Annotated in this window: 10 protein-coding genes; 5 read left to right on the top strand and 5 right to left on the bottom strand. The window is 73.1% G+C overall.

The annotated features are described in order from the left end of the window. The first annotated feature begins 3 nt into the window (after positions 1–3). On the top strand, positions 4–1,275 hold the full coding sequence (locus tag Pma05_RS27405; protein WP_203860361.1) for a DUF1800 domain-containing protein: 1,272 nt from the start codon (positions 4–6) through the stop codon (positions 1,273–1,275). A 1-nt stretch (position 1,276) separates the two neighbouring features. Then, positions 1,277–2,524: a DUF1501 domain-containing protein gene (locus Pma05_RS27400; protein ID WP_307836905.1), complete on the top strand. Its 1,248-nt coding sequence runs from the start codon at positions 1,277–1,279 to the stop codon at positions 2,522–2,524. A 19-nt stretch (positions 2,525–2,543) separates the two neighbouring features. On the opposite strand, the gene Pma05_RS27395 is transcribed toward Pma05_RS27400, so the two are convergent. Both Pma05_RS27395 and Pma05_RS27390 read right to left on the bottom strand, forming a co-directional pair. Continuing rightward, positions 2,544–3,848, bottom strand: a complete 1,305-nt coding sequence (locus Pma05_RS27395) for a sugar transferase (protein WP_203860413.1) — start codon at positions 3,846–3,848, stop codon at positions 2,544–2,546. Positions 3,849–4,354: 506 nt separating this feature from the next. Continuing rightward, positions 4,355–5,434, bottom strand: a complete 1,080-nt coding sequence (locus Pma05_RS27390; protein WP_203860360.1) for an LCP family protein — start codon at positions 5,432–5,434, stop codon at positions 4,355–4,357. 635 nt (positions 5,435–6,069) lie between these two features. On the opposite strand from Pma05_RS27390, the gene Pma05_RS27385 reads away from it, so the two are divergent. The 3 genes from Pma05_RS27385 to Pma05_RS27370 all read left to right on the top strand — a co-directional run bounded on the left by Pma05_RS27385 (position 6,070) and on the right by Pma05_RS27370 (position 12,259). Continuing rightward, positions 6,070–7,971: an Hsp70 family protein gene (locus tag Pma05_RS27385; RefSeq protein ID WP_203860359.1), complete on the top strand. Its 1,902-nt coding sequence runs from the start codon at positions 6,070–6,072 to the stop codon at positions 7,969–7,971. Between the two features lie 178 nt (positions 7,972–8,149). Further along, a complete protein-coding gene (locus Pma05_RS43565; protein ID WP_275414757.1) occupies positions 8,150–10,498 on the top strand; it encodes an APC family permease in 2,349 nt (782 codons plus the stop codon). A 213-nt stretch (positions 10,499–10,711) separates the two neighbouring features. Beyond that, positions 10,712–12,259 carry a serine/threonine-protein kinase gene (locus tag Pma05_RS27370; RefSeq protein WP_239313204.1) on the top strand — a complete coding sequence of 516 codons (1,548 nt, stop codon included), beginning with the start codon at positions 10,712–10,714 and terminating at the stop codon, positions 12,257–12,259. Between the two features lie 136 nt (positions 12,260–12,395). Here Pma05_RS27370 and Pma05_RS27365 read toward each other — a convergent pair whose 3' ends face one another. The 3 genes from Pma05_RS27365 to Pma05_RS27355 all read right to left on the bottom strand — a co-directional run bounded on the left by Pma05_RS27365 (position 12,396) and on the right by Pma05_RS27355 (position 17,857). After that, positions 12,396–12,935, bottom strand: coding sequence for a DUF3558 domain-containing protein (locus Pma05_RS27365; RefSeq protein WP_203860357.1), 540 nt, complete (start codon positions 12,933–12,935; stop codon positions 12,396–12,398). A 12-nt stretch (positions 12,936–12,947) separates the two neighbouring features. Continuing rightward, positions 12,948–14,537: a hypothetical protein gene (locus tag Pma05_RS27360; RefSeq protein WP_203860356.1), complete on the bottom strand. Its 1,590-nt coding sequence runs from the start codon at positions 14,535–14,537 to the stop codon at positions 12,948–12,950. Between the two features lie 158 nt (positions 14,538–14,695). Then, complete coding sequence (locus tag Pma05_RS27355; protein WP_203860355.1) at positions 14,696–17,857, bottom strand: AfsR/SARP family transcriptional regulator; 3,162 nt, start codon at positions 17,855–17,857, stop codon at positions 14,696–14,698. Positions 17,858–18,015: the final 158 nt, after the last annotated feature.

Below are 18,015 nucleotides of genomic sequence, written 5' to 3'. Positions count from 1 at the left end.
TGTATGACCGACGTCGTCGCGCTCCTGCTGCGTCGGGCCGGGTTCGGTCCCACCGCCATCGAGTTGTCGGCGGCGAAGCAGGCCGGCTACCCGGCGACGTTGTCCGCCGTGCTCTCGCCCGCCGGCCCGGACGTCGGCGCGACCAGCGCCCCCATGCCCGTACTGGCCCGGGACCCGTACGCGGGGCAGCGCGATCCCACTCCTGAGCAGAAGGTCAGCTTCGAGCGTCGCCGGGATATCGAGACCGAACAGATCACCCGGTGGTGGGTGGATCGGATGACGGTCGCCAGCCACCAGGCGGTGGAGAAGCTGATCTTCTTCTGGCACGGTCACTGGGCCACCTCGATCAAGAAGGTCCGCAGCCCGCAGCTGATGATGGTGCAGCACCGCACCTTCCGGCAGTCCACGGACTTCGTGACCATGGCCCGGCAGATGGTGGTCGACGCGGCGCTCTCGCTCTATCTGGACGGCAACCGCAACACCCGCCGGGCGCCGAACGAAAACCTCGCCCGTGAGCTGTTCGAGCTGTTCATGCTCGGGATCGGCCAATACACCGAGAAGGACGTCAAGGAGGCGGGCCGGGCCCTGACCGGCTGGCGCTACAGCCTCGCCCAGGAACGCTCCATCTTCAACCCGGTGGAACACGACCCGGGCAGCAAGACGATCCTCGGCTCGACCCTGGACTTCAGCGCGGCCACCCTGATCGACCTGTTGCTGGCCCAGGAGTCCTGCCCACGGTTCATCGCGTCCCGGCTCTGGTTCCGCTACGGATCGTCGACCCGACCGCTGCCGGACGCGCTGCGGGACAAGATGGTCGCCGCGTTCCCGATCCCGATGGCGATGCTCAAGGTGATGTTCTCCGACGACGCGTTCCACGCGACCAACGGCGAGATGGTGAAGCAGCCGATCGAGTGGTTCATCGGCGCGCTGCGCCAGCTCGGGCTGCGGCCGGCGGCGCTGCCGACGGAGACCCACGACGAGCTGCTCAAGATCCTGGAAGACCTCGGCCAGCTTCCGTTCGCGCCGCCCAACGTCGGCGGCTGGCGGGCCGGCGGGGCCTGGCTGACCTCCGCCGCCGCCCAGGTCCGGCTACGTCTCGCCGGCAAGATCGCCGAACGGGCCGCGGTCGACCAACTGACCCCGGAGAGTCTCGCCTACCTGCTCTGCGTCGACGCCTGGTCCAACCGGACCTACGCGGTGCTGCGCGACGCGGCCAGCGATCCCCGCCGGCTGCTGACCCTCGGACTCGTGAGCCCGGAATACCTGGTGGCCTGAGATGATGGACCTTCAGACGCGACGCCGGTTCCTCCTCACCTCGGGAGTGGTCGGTGCCGGTGCGCTGGCTGCCGGCGCCGGCACGTTGGGGCTGGTCGAGCTGCTCCGCACCGCGGATGGCGCCCGTGCCGCCACCGAGGGCAAGCTCGTGGTGGTCACCCTGTACGGTGGCAACGACGGTCTCAACACGGTCGTGCCGTACGCGGATTCCGCCTACCACTCGGCGCGGCCGGAGCTGGCGTACGACCCGGCGGAGGTGCTGCACCTCGACGACCGGTTGGGGCTCAATCCGAAGATGCAGGGGCTGAAGAAGCTCTGGGACGCCAAGCAGCTCGGCATCGTCCTCGGCGTCGGATATCCCCGGCCGGACCGCAGTCACTTCCGGTCGATGGACATCTGGCAGACCGCCTCACCGGTCGACGCGGTGCCGAGCGGCTGGGTGGGACGGTGGCTGGACGGCACCTCCGCTTCACCCGAGACGGCGGTGAGTTTCGAACCCGTGCTGCCGCCGCTGCTCGCCGGGGAGAGCCGGGCCGGTGCCTGCGTCAGTCCGGCCGGCCTCAAACTGCCGAACGGGATAACCCCGGAAATGGTCGGGGCGCTGGGCCGCTCCGAGCCGGCCGAGCCGGCGCTGCGCGCCCGGGCCGCCTCCGCCTACGCGGACCTGCTGCACGTGGAGCACCTGATCCGGGAGGCGGAGCAGGCGCCGAAGGATCCGGCCGGCCAGGAACTCGAACTCCTCACCACCGGCACCGGCCGGACGAGTTCCCTCGGTACCCAGCTCGCACTGGTCGCGCGCTGCGTCGAGGCCGGCGTGCCAACCCGGGTGTACTCGGTGAGCCTGGACGGCTTCGACACCCACGCCGACGAGATCGGCGCCCACGAGAGCCTGCTGACCCGGCTCGACGACGCGTTGTCGGGCTTCGTCGCCCGGATGTCGCGGACCGAAGCCGGTCGGCAGGTGACGGTGGTGGTCTACAGCGAGTTCGGCCGCCGGGTCCGGGCGAACGCCTCGGACGGCACCGACCACGGCACCGCCGGCCCGGTGTTCGTGCTCGGTCCCCGGGTGGCCGGCGGATTCCACGGCGAGCAGCCGAGCCTGACCGACCTGGACGACGGGGACCTGAAGGCGGGCCTGGACCTGCGCACGGTGGTCGGCACCCTGCTCGACTCGGTGCTGGACGCCGACCCGGAGCGCTATCTCGACGGATTCCAGGGCAAGTGGCTGCCGCTGCTGCGCGCCGAATGACCTGCCCGGTGGTGGCGGATCACCGACCACCGCCGCGGAACACCTCCGCGATCGTCCGCACCAGCACCTTGGTGTCCAACCAGAGTGACCAGTTCTCGATGTAGTAGTTGTCGAACCGGGCCCGGTCGGAGATCGGGGTGTCGCCGCGCAGGCCGCTGACCTGGGCGAGGCCGGTCAGCCCGACCGGTACCCGGTGCCGCATCGCGTAGTCGGGATGTTCGGCGGAGAACTTCTCCACGAAGTACGGGCGCTCCGGGCGGGGCCCGACGACGGTCATGTCGCCGCGCAGGATGTTCCAGAGCTGTGGTAGCTCGTCGAGGGACGTACGGCGCATGAACCGGCCGATCGGACCGACCCGGCGGTCGTCCGCGATGGACCAGTTCGTCTGTGACTCGTGCTCGTCGCGGGGGCGCATCGTGCGGAACTTGATGACCTTGAACGGTTTGCCGTACTGCCCGATCCGCACCTGCCGGAAGAAGATGCCCCTTCCACCCTCGATGAATGTCAGCATCGCGCAGAGCAGGATGACCGGGCTGAGCAGGACGATCGCCACGGAGGCCAGTACGAGGTCGGAGGCCCGCTTGACCACCCAGCGCGGCCCGGAGAGCGTGGTGTGCCGGATCTGCACGACCGGGATCGCTCCGATGTGGTCGGGCATCCCGCCGGGTGAACGAGAGCCCCAGAGCCGCTGCACCGCCCAGAGGTCACAGCGGGCGCTCGCCGGACGGCTCAGCAACTCCATCAGCGCGGGCTCGTGGCACTCCGGGTCGGCGATGATCAGGACGTCGGACTCCGTCATCGCGATCCGCTCCTCGAGGTCCTCGAGGGTGCCGATCAGCGGTGCCGAGCCCGGGAGGTGGCGGTGGGTCGAGTCGACGCATCCGGCGAACCGGAGGCCGTACCGGGGGTTGCGCCGGAGCAGGCGGGCCAGTTCCAGGGAGATGGGGCCGCTGCCGATGATGATGGCGTTGTGCTCCACCCAGCGCTGCCGCCGAGCCAGTACGACCGCGCGCCGGGTGATCGTGCGCCCGACGATGACCAGTCCGGCGGAGAGGGCGACGACCCGCATGAAGCCGGCGACGTACTCCACCGAGCCGTGCCGCATGGCCGCGATGATCGCCACGGTGCCGGCCGAGGCGAGCAGCCGGCCGCAGAGGGTGGGCAACTCGTCGAGGATGCTCACGTGCCGACGACCGCGATAGAGCCCGCCGGCCGCGAAGATGGTCACCGTGAGACCGGCCGTGAACAGCGTCCCCCGCCAGTAGCGGTCGGTCAGCAACAGCGGGGTCAGCAGGGCGACGAGGTCGACCGGAGCCGTCATCATCCAGGCACGCAGGCTGCGGGTCCGTTTCGAGGTGGCGGAGCCGGCATAGGGAAGTACGGCGGTGGTGTCGAGCCCGGGCCGGGGCCGCTCCACCACGGGCTCGTCCGTCGCCCGAGGACGTGGAAGTCCCCGCTGGTCACTCTCGTCGACCGGCCGGGACTGCTCCACGGTCGGCGGCGCCAACCGACCGGCGTCGTGCCCGCGCGCCGGTTCCATCGCCGCGCCGGGCTGCACCACCGGCCAGCTCGTCATCTCCATGACCTCCCCCCGGAGCACGGTCGCGGCAAGCCGAGGCCGTGCGAAGTCGCCAGCAGGATACGGCCCGACCGCCCGGGTTTCCATGGGCCGCCCGTGCACACTCCGGCGCGGCTCGGCTCGTGGCGACACACCGCAGCGCGCCGACGAGGTCGTCGTGCCCACTGGAGCGTCGACGGACGGTGGTGGTCGAGGCTGGCTCCCGCTCGCCTGTCCACAGTGGATGTCTGGACATGGCGGCTGGCGTACGGCTACTTCTTGGCGTTGCTCAGGATCTCCGGTACCGCGTCCTGGCGGACCGCTTCGTAGAACTTCTTGGCCTTCTCCTTGTCGGCGAAGACGACACTCTCGCTGCCGACCCGGCCGGTGCCCTGGGTCGGACTGGTGACGAAGGTCAGGTTGCCACTGCGCAGATGCCGCAGCTCCATGCCCATGTCGAGCATCGAGAGGGTCTTGTCGACCGAGACCGAGTCGGCGGAGGCCCGGATGAAGGAGTTCAGCTTGGCCGGGTTGGCCAGGGTACCGCCGGAGGCGGCCTTGTCCAGGATGGCCCGGATGACCTGCTGCTGATGCCGGATCCGGGCGAAGTCCCCGTCCTTGAACGCGTAGCGCTCGCGGGCGTAGTCCAGCGCCTGCGCGCCGTCCATGACCTGCGGGCCCTGCTGGAACTCGCGGCGCCCGCTCGGCAGCAGCGAGTGCGTCGACGTGAAGCTCTCCTCGACGTTGATCTGCACCCCGCCCAGCGCGTCCACGATTTCCTTGAAGCCGGCGAAGTCGACGATCGCCACGTTGTCGATGCGGACTCCGGTGAACTTCTCGACCGTCTGCACCATCAGCGGGATGCCGCCCCAGGCGTAGGCCGCGTTGATTTTGGCATCCCGGCCGCCGTGCTTGCCGTCCTTGGACTTGGGCACGTTGACCCAGGTGTCCCGGGGGATCGAGACGAGTTGGGCGCTCGACCGGTCCGCCGGCAGGTGGGCGACGATGATGGTGTCGCTGCGCGATCCGCCGGTGCTGGACGGGTCGCGGGTGTCGCTGCCCAGGATCAGGATGTTCTTGGCGTCCGTTGCCACCTTGACCGGGCGGGACTCCTCGGGCACCTCGTCGAACGCTTCCACCCGCTCGATGCCCGACTCGAGCGAATGGACGTAGATGCCGGCCGCGACCGCTCCCCCGCCGCCGACCAATGCCAACACCAGCAGCGTGATGAGGACTATCCGCCTGGTGCGCCGTCGTCGCTTGGGAGCCGGTGCTTCGGTGGGCGTCCCGTCGGGAGCCACCGCGATGACCTCGGTGGAGTCGGACTCCGCGAGTTGGGGTTGGTGTGGCATGGCCTCGATGCTACTGATGGACGCAACAGCGGAGAGCCCCGGCACCGCAGACCATCCGACCGGCGCGGTCGGGGACACTGTGCGGCAGGTCAGCGGCGGTCCGAGTGGTGCACGGCGAAGCGGTCGGGGCGGTCGGGGCGCCGGGTCGCCGGCCGCAGCGCGGGTCAGCGACCGGACAGCGGGTGAGGCGGATATCCGGTTGCATCGGCTGCGTGCCGGATCAGCACGCCGTCGCCGGCCAGGCGGTCCGTCAACGCCAGCCAGGCGGTCCGTCAAATAGCGAAGCGGAGTACCGGCGTGAGCGCGCAGAAGGTCGCCACCGGTGTCGGGCTGGGGGCGCTGGCCGGGTTGCTCGCCGGAGTCGACTCCGCCGACTCGTCCGACTGACTGTCGCAGATCATGACGAGTTGTTGTCGTGCCCGCGACGACAACTCGTCATGATCTCGGCCGGACAGACGAGAGCGGGGAGCGGTGGGGGGCACGCTGGTCGGGGGTGGGTGCGGGAGGAGGGCAAGCGGTGCCCCCGGCCAGAGTGGTCGGGCTGCGGGGCGTTGTTCGGAGCGGGGTCGGGCGGGTGGTTGCCGGGACGGGCGGCTGCCGGCGGCGTGGGCATCGGTTCGCTATCGTCGTGACCCGTGGTCAGCGTCCCCCGGCTCGCGATCGACTTCGGTACGTCCCACACGGTCGCGGTGTGCCAGTGGCACGCGGGCGAGGGACGGCCGCTCCTCTTCGACGCCTCGCCTCTGCTCCCGTCGGCGGTGTTCGTCGACTCCGACGGTCGGCTGCTGGTCGGCCGGGACGCGCTGCGGGCCGGGCGTACGGCGCCTGGCAGCCTGGAGCCGCACCCGAAACGGCGGATCGACGATGGCGTCGTCCTGCTCGGCCGGGCGGAGGTGGCCGTTGTCGACGTGATCGCGGCCGTGCTGCGGCGCTGCGCCGACGAGGCGGTACGGGTGGTCGGCCGCCCGGTCGGCGAACTCGTCCTCACCCACCCGGCGGCCTGGGGTCCCCGGCGTCGGCAGATCCTGGTCGACGCCGCCGCCCGGGCCGGGCTGCCCCCACCCGCCCTGGTCGCCGAGCCCACCGCAGCCGCCACGCACTTCACCACGGTCCTCGCCCGGCCGGTGCGGACCGGTGACGCCGTCGTGGTCTACGACTTCGGTGCCGGCACCTTCGACGTGGCGGTGCTCCGGCGCCGGTCCGACGGCTGGGACGTCGCCGCCAGCCAGGGCCTCCCCGACCTCGGCGGCCTCGACCTGGACGACATCGTCGTCGAGCGGGTCCGCGCCGCCGTCGTACCCGAAGGGCCGGACGACGTCCGGTGGCGCCGGCTGAGCCAGCCGGGAGCCGAGGCAGACCTGCGGCACCGCCGGTCACTGTGGGAAGAGGCCCGGGCGGCCAAGGAGGAGCTGTCCCGACGCAGCACGGCCGGACTGCGCGTGCCGATCTTCGAGCGGGACGTGCACGTCACCCGGGAGGAGTTCGAGGCCGCGGCGGCCGCGCCGATCGAGGGAAGCGTGGCGCTGACGGCGGCGACTGTCTCCAGCAGCGGGGCAGGTGCCGGGCGCCTCGCCGGGCTGTTCCTGGTCGGGGGTGCGAGCCGAATCCCACTGGTGGCCACCCTCCTGCACCGACGGCTCGGCATCGTGCCCACCGTCATCGAGCAGCCCGAGCTGGTCGTCGCCCAGGGCGCGCTGCTCACCGCCGAGGTCGGCACCCCGCCCCGCACGGCCCTGACCGGTGCCCCGGGTGGCACGCCGACGGTCGGCGCTCCGCGCGACATTCTGCCGGCCGACCCCCGCATGTCCACGGCCTACTCCGACCTGCCCACCGGCGACCCCGATCTGCCGACCGCCGAGTCCGGCATGCCGACGGGCGGCGGGGTGGCCGGTTCGGCGAACGGTGGCGCGTCGCTGCCGGGTCACCTACCGACGCCGACCGGGGCCGGGCCGGGCCGGTCAGGCGAGGTGCCGAAGTCGATCTCCCCGGCGGGGCCGACCCCCGACCGGCGTCGCCGCCGGAGTGTCTGGATCGGTGCCGGCGCCGCAGCGCTGGTGCTGGTCGTCGCCGTGCTGGTCACGATCTGGGCGACCGGTCGAGACTCCGGCCTCAGCCCGACCGGACAGGCCAACGAGCGGGTGATCAAGTCTGCGCCGCTACGCGAGTTCGCCCGTCCGTGGCTGAACGACGTGAGCGGCTGCGAACAGCGCGAGCCCCGCACCTACGGCGGAACCGTCAGCGAGTACGTCGCGTGCGCCGGGGACGGCTGGGAGGTCCAGTTCCGGGCGCTCACCGACCCGACCGAGCGGGACCGGTCCCGGACCCAGCGGGTGCGGGACCAGGGCGGGACCAGGGAACGGTACACGGCCAGCCACCCCCGATCCGGTGCCCTGATCCGGTACGTCTACATCGCCCGCCAGTACGTGATCTACTGGGACGACGACACGTCGGCGATGGTCGGCGACCTGAGCACCACCGACGGCAGCACGCTCGACGCCGACGAACTGTTGGCCGTCTGGCAGCGGTACGTGCAGTAGCGCCTTCCCACCGGGTCCCTCCCTGCGGCCCAGTACCCCGCGTCGCCGCCGCTGCGCCCCGCGACCGCCGCCAACCCCGCCGGTACTTTCCGGCGGAGTATCGCCATTCCCGTGCCGTGGGCCAGCCCGATCGGTGACAGTGCGAGGCGGAAGCGGTGCCGGACTGAGGCGGAGCAGGGTGGGGCGGCAGAAGCGGAACGGCAGCGGTGCGAGCCCGCCGGAACAGCCGACCGTCGCCTTCAGTCCGTCGGCCGAGTTCCCGCCGCTGAACGAGACCGAACTGGCCGCCCTGCACGAGGTCGGCCAGCGGTGGCGGGCGGACCTGCGGGGCCAGCCACCCCGGGACGCGGTACTGCCGCTGGACCCGACCCTTGAGCGGTACCGGCATCGGCCGACGCCGAGCCGCTTCCACCGGCTGGGCCGGATCGAGATGTTCCGGACCGAACGGCATGGGGAGTTGACCGCCACCGGCTCGGCGAGTACTGCCGGCACCCGGTTCGGCCGGGCCGTCGGCGCCATCCGGCGTGCCCTGCTGGGGCCGCCGCTGTCCAGCGCGGCGGTGCTGCACGAGCGGATGCGAAAACTGATCGCCCTTCCGGTGCTCTCGTCGGACCTGCTCTCCTCGGTGGCGTACGGGCCGGAGGCGATGCTCACCATCCTGGTGCTGGCCGGCAGCGGCGCGCTGCACCTCTCCCTGCCGATCGCCGCCGCGCTGGTGATACTGATGATCACGGTCGGTACGTCGTACCGGCAGACGGTCTACGCCTATCCGCACGGCGCCGGCTCCTACCTGGTGGCCTCCGATAGTCTCGGTCCCCGGTTCGGGCTCACCGCCGCGGCCGGGCTGATCATCGACTACGTGCTGACCGTCTCGGTCTCGGTAGCGGCCGGGATCGGGGCGATCACCTCCGCCCTGCCCCGGCTGGCCCCCTTCACGGTGCCGTTCGGGCTGCTGGTGATCGCCGCGCTGCTGGCCGGAAACCTGCGCGGGGTACGGGCCGCCGGCAGGATCTTCGCCGCGCCGACGTACCTCTTCATCGCCGTCATCCTGCTGCTGCTCGCCGTCGGCCTGGCGCAGGCGGCCGGGCGCGGCTTCGCCCCGGTCCCGCCGCCGCCGGTCGGTGCGGTGGAGGGGCTCGGCCTGCTGGTCGTGCTGCGGGCCTTCTCCTCCGGCGCCACCTCGATGACCGGGATCGAGGCGGTCTCGAACGCCGTGCCGGTCTTCCGCCCGGTCGAGTGGCGCCAGGCCCGGACGACGCTGACCTGGATGGTCGGCCTCCTGGTGCTGCTCTTCGCCGGGCTGACCATCCTGTTCCACCTCACCGGCCTGGTACCCCGGGCCCAGGAGACACTGCTCTCCCAACTCGCCCGGCACACCTTCCCGACCGGGCCGTGGTACCCGCTGATCCAGGCCGCGACCGCGATGGTGCTGCTGCTGGCCGCGAACACGGCCTTCAACGACCTCCCCCGGCTGCTGTTCTTCATGGCCCGGGACGGCTACGCTCCCCGGCGCTTCCTGCACCTGGGCGACCGGCTCGCCCTCAGCAACGGGCTCGTCGCACTCGCCCTGGCGGCGGCACTGATCTTCGTCACCTTCGGTGGGTACACCCAGTCGTTGATCCCGCTCTACGCGGTCGGGGTCTTCCTGGCGTTCACGCTCTCGCAGAGCGGCATGGTGCGGCACTGGCGCCGGCACCGCGTACCGGGGTGGCGCTGGCGGGCGACGCTGAACGCCTTCGGAGCGGTGCTCTGCGGGCTGGTCCTGGTGACCGCGGCGATCACCAAGTTCCTCGCCGGTGCCTGGGTGGCGGTGCTGGCCGTACCCCTGCTGGTGCTCTTCTGCCTCCAGATCCGGAGACACTACGACACGATGCGGCAAGCTCTGGCGCTGCCGCCGGCACCGGTGGGCCGCCAGCGCCGGCCACGCGACGGATCGCCCGGACCCGGCCGGGACCAGGCAACGGAACAGGACCGCCGAGCCGACGCGGTGGAGCAGGACCGCCGAGCCGACGCGACGGAACAGGACCGCCGAGCCGACGCGACGGAGCAGGACCGCCGGGCCGACGAGGTGGAGGAGACGAGTGGACCGGGCGACCTGCGGGTCGACCTGAGCCCGGGCGAGGTGCGGCACCTGGTGGTCGTACCGGTGGCCCGGCTGAACCTGGCCGCGCTGCGGGCGCTGGCGTACGCGACCTCGCTCGGCCAGCCGGCCTTCGCCGTGCACCTCAGTCCGGAGCAGGAGGAGGCCGACCGGTTCCGCCGGCAGTGGGAGACCTGGGGCGACCACCTGCGGCTGGAGACGATCATCTCGCCGTACCGGACCGTGATCGCGCCGCTGGCCCAGTACGTCGAGGCCCTGCACTCCGTCCGCCCGGAGGTCACCCTGACCGTGGTGGTGCCGGAGATCGTGGTCCGGCACCTGTGGCACCAACTGCTGCACACCCGGGCCGAGCTGCGGCTGCGTCGCGCGCTGCGGGAGGTACCCGGTGTGGTGGTCACCAGCGTGCCGATCCACCTGCCCGAATAGCGTCGGGCGACGGTGTGCCGATCGGCCTGCCCTTGTCGCACCGGGAGACGGTGCCGCCGGGGCGCCGCTCGGACGATCGCCTCCGACCTGCCGACCACCGCCCGGTGCCACCCTCGACCGTTCGGCCGAGTTGCTGCCCGATCGAGGACAATGCCGGTACCGGACGGCGTGTGGGCCGGCTGGGGTGAAGCCGGGCAGCGCAGACTGTTCCGCGTGGAGGCGCAGCAGGTACTCGGCGGCCGATACCGGCTCGAAGACCAGCTCGGCCGGGGCGGCATGGCGGTGGTCTGGCGGGCCCGTGACGAGGTGCTCGGGCGGCCCGTCGCGGTCAAGCTGCTGGCCGGCCCGCACGCCCGCGACCCGGTCTCGCGACGCCGGATCCGGCACGAGGCGCGGGCCGCGGCGGCGCTGTCGCACCCCAACATCGCCCAGGTGTACGACTTCGGCGAGTCCGTCACCGGCCTGACCTGCATTCCGTACGTGGTGATGGAACTCGTCGAGGGTGGCACCCTCGAACAGCGCCTCGCGGCCGGGCCGCTGCCGCCGAAGGTCGCCTTCCGGATCGGTGCCGAGGTGGCCGCGGCACTGGCCGCCGCGCACGACCGTGGTCTGGTGCACAGGGACATCAAGCCCGGCAACGTGATGGTGACCCCGGCCGGGGCGAAGGTCGTCGACTTCGGCATCGCCGCCGCGGTGGGACCGGGCGACCCGGACGAGTGGGGTGACGAACTGCTCGGCACCCCCGGCTATCTCGCCCCGGAACGGATCAGCGGCGACGCGGTCGTGCCCGCCTCCGACGTGTACGGCGTCGGGGTCCTGCTCTACCGTCTGTTGGCCGGACGCCCACCCTGGAGTGCGGAGACCGCCACGCAGATGCTGCGGGCTCACGCGTACGTCGAACCGGCGCCGCTGCCCCCGCTGCCCGACGTACCGGCCAAGGTCGCCGAGCTGTGTCGACGCTGCCTCGAGAAGGACCCGGAACGGCGTCCGGCGGCCCGCGAGGTGGCCGCCGTGCTCGCCCGGGCCGCCGGGGTACGGATCGTCGACGACGAACTCGCCCACTCGCTGGCCCCGGCCGCGGTCGACGGCGAACCCTCGACCGTGCTGGTGCCCCGAGCCGCCGGCAGCCGGGGCGCCCAGTTCCGCGCCGGGGTACTGGCGACCGGCGCGGCGGCGGTGGCGGTGACCGCGCTGCTGCTCTGGCTCGCCGATCCGCTCGGCTCGGGGCTCGGCCGGCGCAGTGACGCGGCGGAGCCCGGCCCGAGCGACCGGCCGACCGTGGACACCGGATCGTCGGGGCGCACCGGTGGCGGGTCCGGCGCTCCACCGGTGTGGCCGGCGCCGCTGACCCCGCTCGCCGGCGCCCCGGGCACACCGCCCGGCAGCCCGGTGCCCGGTCCGGTGACCGGGTTTCCCCCGGGTGGTCAGCCGGGTGGGGAGCCGGGCGACGGCGACCCGGACGGCGGGACACCGACCGGGCCGGGCGAGCCGGCGCCGTCGACTCCGGAGTCACCACCGCCGCCGACCGAGGCGCCGGAGGAGACGACCCTGACCTCGGACGGCGGATCGGTCCAGGCGACCTGCACCAACGGCGACGCCTGGCTGCTCTCCTGGACGGCGAACCGCCCCTACCGCACCGACGAGGTCGAACCGGGTCCGGCGCCGACCACGCTGGTCAGATTCCGGCACGGCAACCGCACCGTGCAGATGACCATCACCTGTGCCGACGGGGTGCCCTCGACCACGAACACCTCGGAGTGACCCCGGGTCGGGAAGTCGGGACAGGCGGGGAGTCGGACAGGCGGGGAGTCGGACAGGCGGGGAGTCGGACAGGCGGGGAGTCGGACAGGCGGGGAGTCGGGACAGGCGGGAGTCGGGACAGGTCGCCGGGCCGGGTTCACATCCGGCTGGCGACGGTACCGGCCACCGCCTCCAGCGGCTTGCGGCTCTCCTTCGGGTCGTTCAGCAGTACCAGCCTGACCGCGACCCACTGGCCGCCCTTCTGGACGAAGACGGCGCCGTCCTCGGCGTACGCCTCGTCGCCGACTCCGGGCAGCGGCCAGAACTCGTGCCCGAGTTCCCGGTCGATGTCGAGCATCTTCTTCGCCCCGTCCCCGACATAGATCTCCACCTGGGCGGTCGGCCCGGTGACCGGCCCGGTGTAGCTGCACGTCTCGCGGACCGGTACGGCGTCCTCCAGCGGCGTACCGGTCAGCTTCTCGGCGTCCGCCTTGGTCACCAGTGCACAGGCGTCCAGCGACGCGGCGGCCGGTGCGGCTTCGGTCGGTTCGGTCGCCGGGTCGGCACCGGTCGCGGCCGGCGGGGCGTCCTGCGGGACAGCCGGCGGGTCGTCGCCGCCGAACCGGCCGCACCCGGCGGAGAGGGCGAGCACGAGCGCCGTCAGGGTCACCAGCACCGGGCGGCTACGGACGATCATCAGGAGTTCCTCTCAGCCCACGCAGAGCGGGACGTTCGGCAGGGTCTGGGCCGCCCGGTGGATCGGCCACAGCTTCTCGCTCTCAAGCTCGAACTTCAGCTTCGTCGGCAGCAGATCCTGCAACTCCTTGACCGCCACCGACGAGGCGGTGATCCCGAATCCGCCGCCGACCTTGGCGTTCAGGCTCGCCGACACGCATCGGGCCAGCGGGGCGCCCAGCGCCGAGCCGTTGGTGACGCCGAGGTCGACCACGAGCTTGGCGTACGGGCCGGCGAACGCGGCCGGGATGCCGATGCCGAACTGGATCTTCGTCTCCACCGCGAAGGCGAGCCCGCTGGGGCCGACGGAGATGCCGGTGATCGAGTCCATGATGCTGCGTACCACCGAGAGGGTCGGCTTCTGCAACGTACCGTCGATCATGCCGATGGTGCCGTTGACCGCCCACTCCCCGGCCGCCTTCACCGTGGTGTTCCGGCCGCTCAGCCCGGTGGTGACGATGAACTTCCAGGTGTTGCTGTAGACCAGTGGCTCACCGGGTATCGGAATGTTGATCTCGACCGGGACCTCGACCCGGACCTTCTTGTTGTCGTCCGCGCCGTTCGCGGCACCGGCCGCCACGTCGACCGAAATGCTCTGGATGCCGTCGACCGCAAAGGTGCTGCTGCCGATCTGCCCGTTCGAGATCGGCACGTCGGCCCGGATCCGCAGATCGGCAACGTTCATCGCGAAGTCGATGTAGACCTTGAGGTTCTCGTTGGCCGCGTACCCGATCTTCAGGCCGAGCTTGCCCGGCGTTCGGTACGGCTGCGCCTCCCAGTCGCCGACGGTGACCGCGAAGTTCCGTTCCCGGGCCGGTGGCAGCCGGCCGCCGCCGGCCGGGGCGAGCCGCACCGGGTTCACCGCGAGCACGGTGGTGGTCCCGTCCTCCTGCACCGGCGCCCCTGCGGCAGCCGGCACGGTCAGCCCGGCCGGCACGGTCAATGCGGCCGGCACGGTCAATGCGGCCGGCACGGTCAGCGCGGGCGGATCGGTCAGCGGCCGGGGCGCGACGCCGCCGGTGCCGCCGAGCCCGATCGGGGTGACCGCGTCCTCCGGCGACCGCGTCCCGGCCGGTACGCTCACCGCCCCGGGCAGGTTCGGGACCTCCTGGTACGCCAACTCTGCCTCGTCGAACCGGTGCTCGGAACGGAAGTGGGCGTCCCGGAACACCTCGGTCAGGGTCACCGGAGCCAGGGTGACGGCCAGATCGTCCCCGGTCCGCCGCGCCTGCACCACCCGACCGACCGCCCGGCTGGTGGCGTACATGATCCGGCCCGGTTCGAGGTCGTCGGCGCCCGGCGCGTCGGCGTCGAGTACCCAGGTCGTCCCGTCCGCGCTGGCCGACCGGATGGCGTCCGGTCCGCCCTCGACGAGTACCACGTCCGGTTGGTATTTGATCGACCGGTCGCGGCTCGGGCCGTATCCGTAGGTGCGGCCCGCCTCGCTCGCGGCGGCCCCGCCCGCCGGCCCGCCGTCGCCACCCGGCCGGAGCCCGCACGCCCCGACGCCGGCCAACAGGACGGTCAGCACGAGCAGCGATCCGCACCGCCGCCAACTGGACATCCGCCGCCTCCGCGCTCGACCCGCCGCTCCCGGGCGGGTTGCCCCCGGCGGGCCACGCCGGCCGCCTCGGCAGGCCGGACCCGGCCCGGAACGCGACCGCCCCGGCCGGCGCCCCGCCGACCCGGGCTCCATGATGGGCGGCGATGTTCGGAGGCGGTTCAGGAATCGTTCAGGGGGCTGGCGGCCCCGGTGGCGCCGGCCGGAAAGGCGGCCGGTTCCACCTCGATCTCCCGCATCCGGTCGAGGTAGTCCTGATAGCGGCGGGCCGCCTCGCCGTGCCGCCCGGCCGCCGACAGCGCGCTTACCAGGCCCAGGTGTGCCGATTCGTCGTAGCCGTCCTCGGCGGTCAGCCGGAGGTACCAGCCGACCGCCGCCTCCGGCCGGCCGGTTCGCTGGCAGCGGCGGGCCAACCGACGGATCAGATCGCGGTGCAGTTCGGCCAAGGCCGTCCGGGGCCGGGCCACCCAGTCCCCGGTCACCTCGCCGTCGTCGCAGAAGTCCCCGGTGTACATCCCGACGACCGCCTCCAGCCGACCCAGTATCTCGACGCCGCCCGCCTCGTCCCGCTCCCCGGCCGGCGCGACCCCGTTCACCCTGCTCCGCCCGTCCGCCGGGCTGGCACCGTCCGCCGCGATCGCCGACCGGGCCGCGTCGTGGAACCGCACCGCGTCCACCGACACCTGGTCCGGGTTGATCCGTACCGTGGCCGGGTCGGTGTTCAGATAACGATCGGCCGGGTGTCGGCGCTGCGGATCCAGCACGGCGCGGACGGTCGAGACGAGCACCGACAGCCGGCGCAGCCCCACCTCCGACGGCGTCTCCGGCCACAGTACGGCGGCCAGGGTGTCCCGGCCCAGCGGCCGGCCGAGCTGACCGGCCAGCACCTTCACGAGTTCCCGTGCCCTGCGGGACTGCCAGGCCGCCGCCGGTACCGGCACCCCGGCCAGCCGCACCACGAAGTGTCCCAGGGTCTGCACCTCGACCTCGGGCACCGGTACCGGCCCGATCGCCGCCAGCGGTCCGGCCAGATGCCAGGCCCCCTCGCGTACGCCGAGCCGGTGCAGCCGCCGGTAGGCGACCTCCTCGGCCGGCCGGTCGGCCCCGAGTCGCGCCCGCAGCAACGCGTTGGTGGCCAGCGCGACCTCGTTGCCGGCATCGGCCCAGATCTGCGCCGCCTCGACCAGCCCCGCCGCCGGGCGGCCCGAGGTCCGGCCGGCGCCGGAGCCGCTGACGCCGCCGGCCTGGTCCGCTGTGCCGGCCAGTCCGGTGGCGAGCGCGGCGAGTTCGATCGCCTCGGCCAGCCCGGCCGGGTCGCGTCGCGCGCCCGCCTCCGCCTGGGCCCGCTCGGCGTGCCGGCGTGCCGAGTCGGCGTCCCCGGAGCAGAGCGCGACCCAGCCGGCGGCGAGTTCGGCCACGGTCGGACCGTTGGCGCTCGGCATCGCCAGGGCGCGCCGGGCGTACTCGGCCGCCGCGGCCGGATCGTCGGCATACCGGGTACGGGCCAGCCCGGCACACGCCTCCGTCAGCACCTGGGCGTTGCCGTCGGGTTCCGCCATCGCCAGCGCCGCCTGGTAGCCGGCCACCGCCTGGCTGGTCGCGCCGCAGACCCGGTGCACCCGGGCGGTCAGCAGCAGCCCGAACGCGGCCAGCGGCGACCCGTCGCGCTGCCACAGGCTGAGCGCCGCGTCGGAGTCGGCCCGGGCCCGGCTCAGCTCGCCGAGCCCGAGCCACGCCTCGGCCCGGTTGTGCAGGGCCAGCGCCAGCAGCAGCCGCTGCCCGGTCCGTTCGCCGAGCCGGATCGCCGCGCCGAGTTCCTCGGTCGCCGCCCGGTAGCGGCCCTCCTCCACCAGCCGGGAGCCGACGTTGCAGTGGATCCGCAACTGCTGGGCCAGGTCACCGGCCCGGACGGCGGCCGCCAGCGCCCGGGCGTACGCGTGCTCGTTGCCGGCCCGGTCCCCAGCGCTGAACGCGGCCAGCGCCCGGGCCACGTACGCTGCCGCGATCGCCGCGTCGTCCCGGCTCTCCTCGGCCAACCGGACCGCCTCGTCGGCGAGTTCCCTGGTCCGGGCTCCGTCTCCCCGGGCCCACCGCACCGCCGCCCGGCCCGCCATCACCTGCGCCTGATCCGCCAGCCCGGACGGCCCGCCCCCGGACGGCCCGGTGCCGGGCGCCGCCCGTTCGAGTAGCGCCTCCGCGTCGTCGAACTCGCCGCGCCGGTGCAGCAGCGCGCCGAGTCGCCAGGCCAGCGCCGCCGGCAGCGGCAGCCCGGCCGGTACCGCCGCTAGGTGCCTTAGTGCCTCGTCGTGCTGGCCGTCGCGTACCGCCGACTCGGCGAGTACCAGGTCGGCGGCGGGGACCCCGGACGGCCCGCCGAGGACCAGTCGGGTCGCCCGGAGTGGGGCGAGGTCGCCCGAGGCGAGCCGACCCGGAGCGGCCAGCTCGCGCAGCGCCCGCTCGTACGCCCCGGCGACCCGGCCGCCTGGACCGGCCCGGCGGATCGCCGACAGTGTCCACAGTGCAGCAAGGGCGGCCTCGTCGAGCGTCGACGACAGCTCGTCCAGTCCCGGCGGCGCCAGCGTCCCGATCTCACCCGGCCAGGAGGCTCGCTGTCCCCGTCCCGCGCCGTCCTCGCTGGCGAGGCCGACGATCGCGGCGACCACCCCGGGTGAGTCGGCAGAGTCGAGCGCACTTCGCCGGACGGTCGGGTGGTGCCCGGCCGCACCCGCGGCGGCCAGCAGTCGCCGTACCTCGGCCGGGGTGAGTGCGAGGTCGGCTGCGGTGATCTCGCCGAACCGGCCGACGGATCGCAGCGGGCCGGCCGGGAACGGCACCGGGTCCCGGCCGGCGAGCACCAGCACCGTACCGGCGGGCAGTCGGGCGGCCAGCAGCGCCAGCAGGGTGGCACTCGGCCCGCCGTCCAGCAGGTGTGCGTCGTCCAACACCAGTCGGATCGGGGCGGCAACCGCACCGGCCGGGTCGGCAGTGGTCAGTGCCTCGACGAGCAGTCCGGCGAGCACGGACGGGTCGTGCCGCGTCTCCGGGGCGGGCACCTGGAGGCCGACGGCGCGCAGTGCCGTCGCGACGGCGGCGAACATCCGCTGCGGATCACGATCGGCCGGACCGAGGGTGTGCCAGGCGGTCGGCCGTCGGTTCGCCCAGTCCCGGAGCAGCGTCGTCTTGCCGGCACCCGCGTCGGCGACGACGGCGACGAGCCGGCGGGTGGATAGCTGGTCGAGCCGCCTGATCAGCCTCGGTCTGGGCAGCACGACCGGATCGGGCCGCACGTCGCCAGCCGGTGCCCATCCGCCACCGGTGGTCACGGCACCAGGTTATCGGCGTCCGGCGACATCGGCGGGCTCGGCAGGCTGCTCGGGTACGCCCGGTTCCGCGCTGGTCGCCTCGCCATCCGGCTGCGCCATGCCGGCTCCTCTCACCTCGGGACAACCTCGGTGACATGATCCAACAGCCAGGCAAGCTT

Origin of the sequence: Plantactinospora mayteni (genome assembly GCF_016862935.1) — a bacterium.
Taxonomy (GTDB): domain Bacteria; phylum Actinomycetota; class Actinomycetes; order Mycobacteriales; family Micromonosporaceae; genus Plantactinospora; species Plantactinospora mayteni.
Note: the sequence above shows the minus strand (reverse complement) of the source record. Positions and strands in the feature narration are given on the sequence as shown.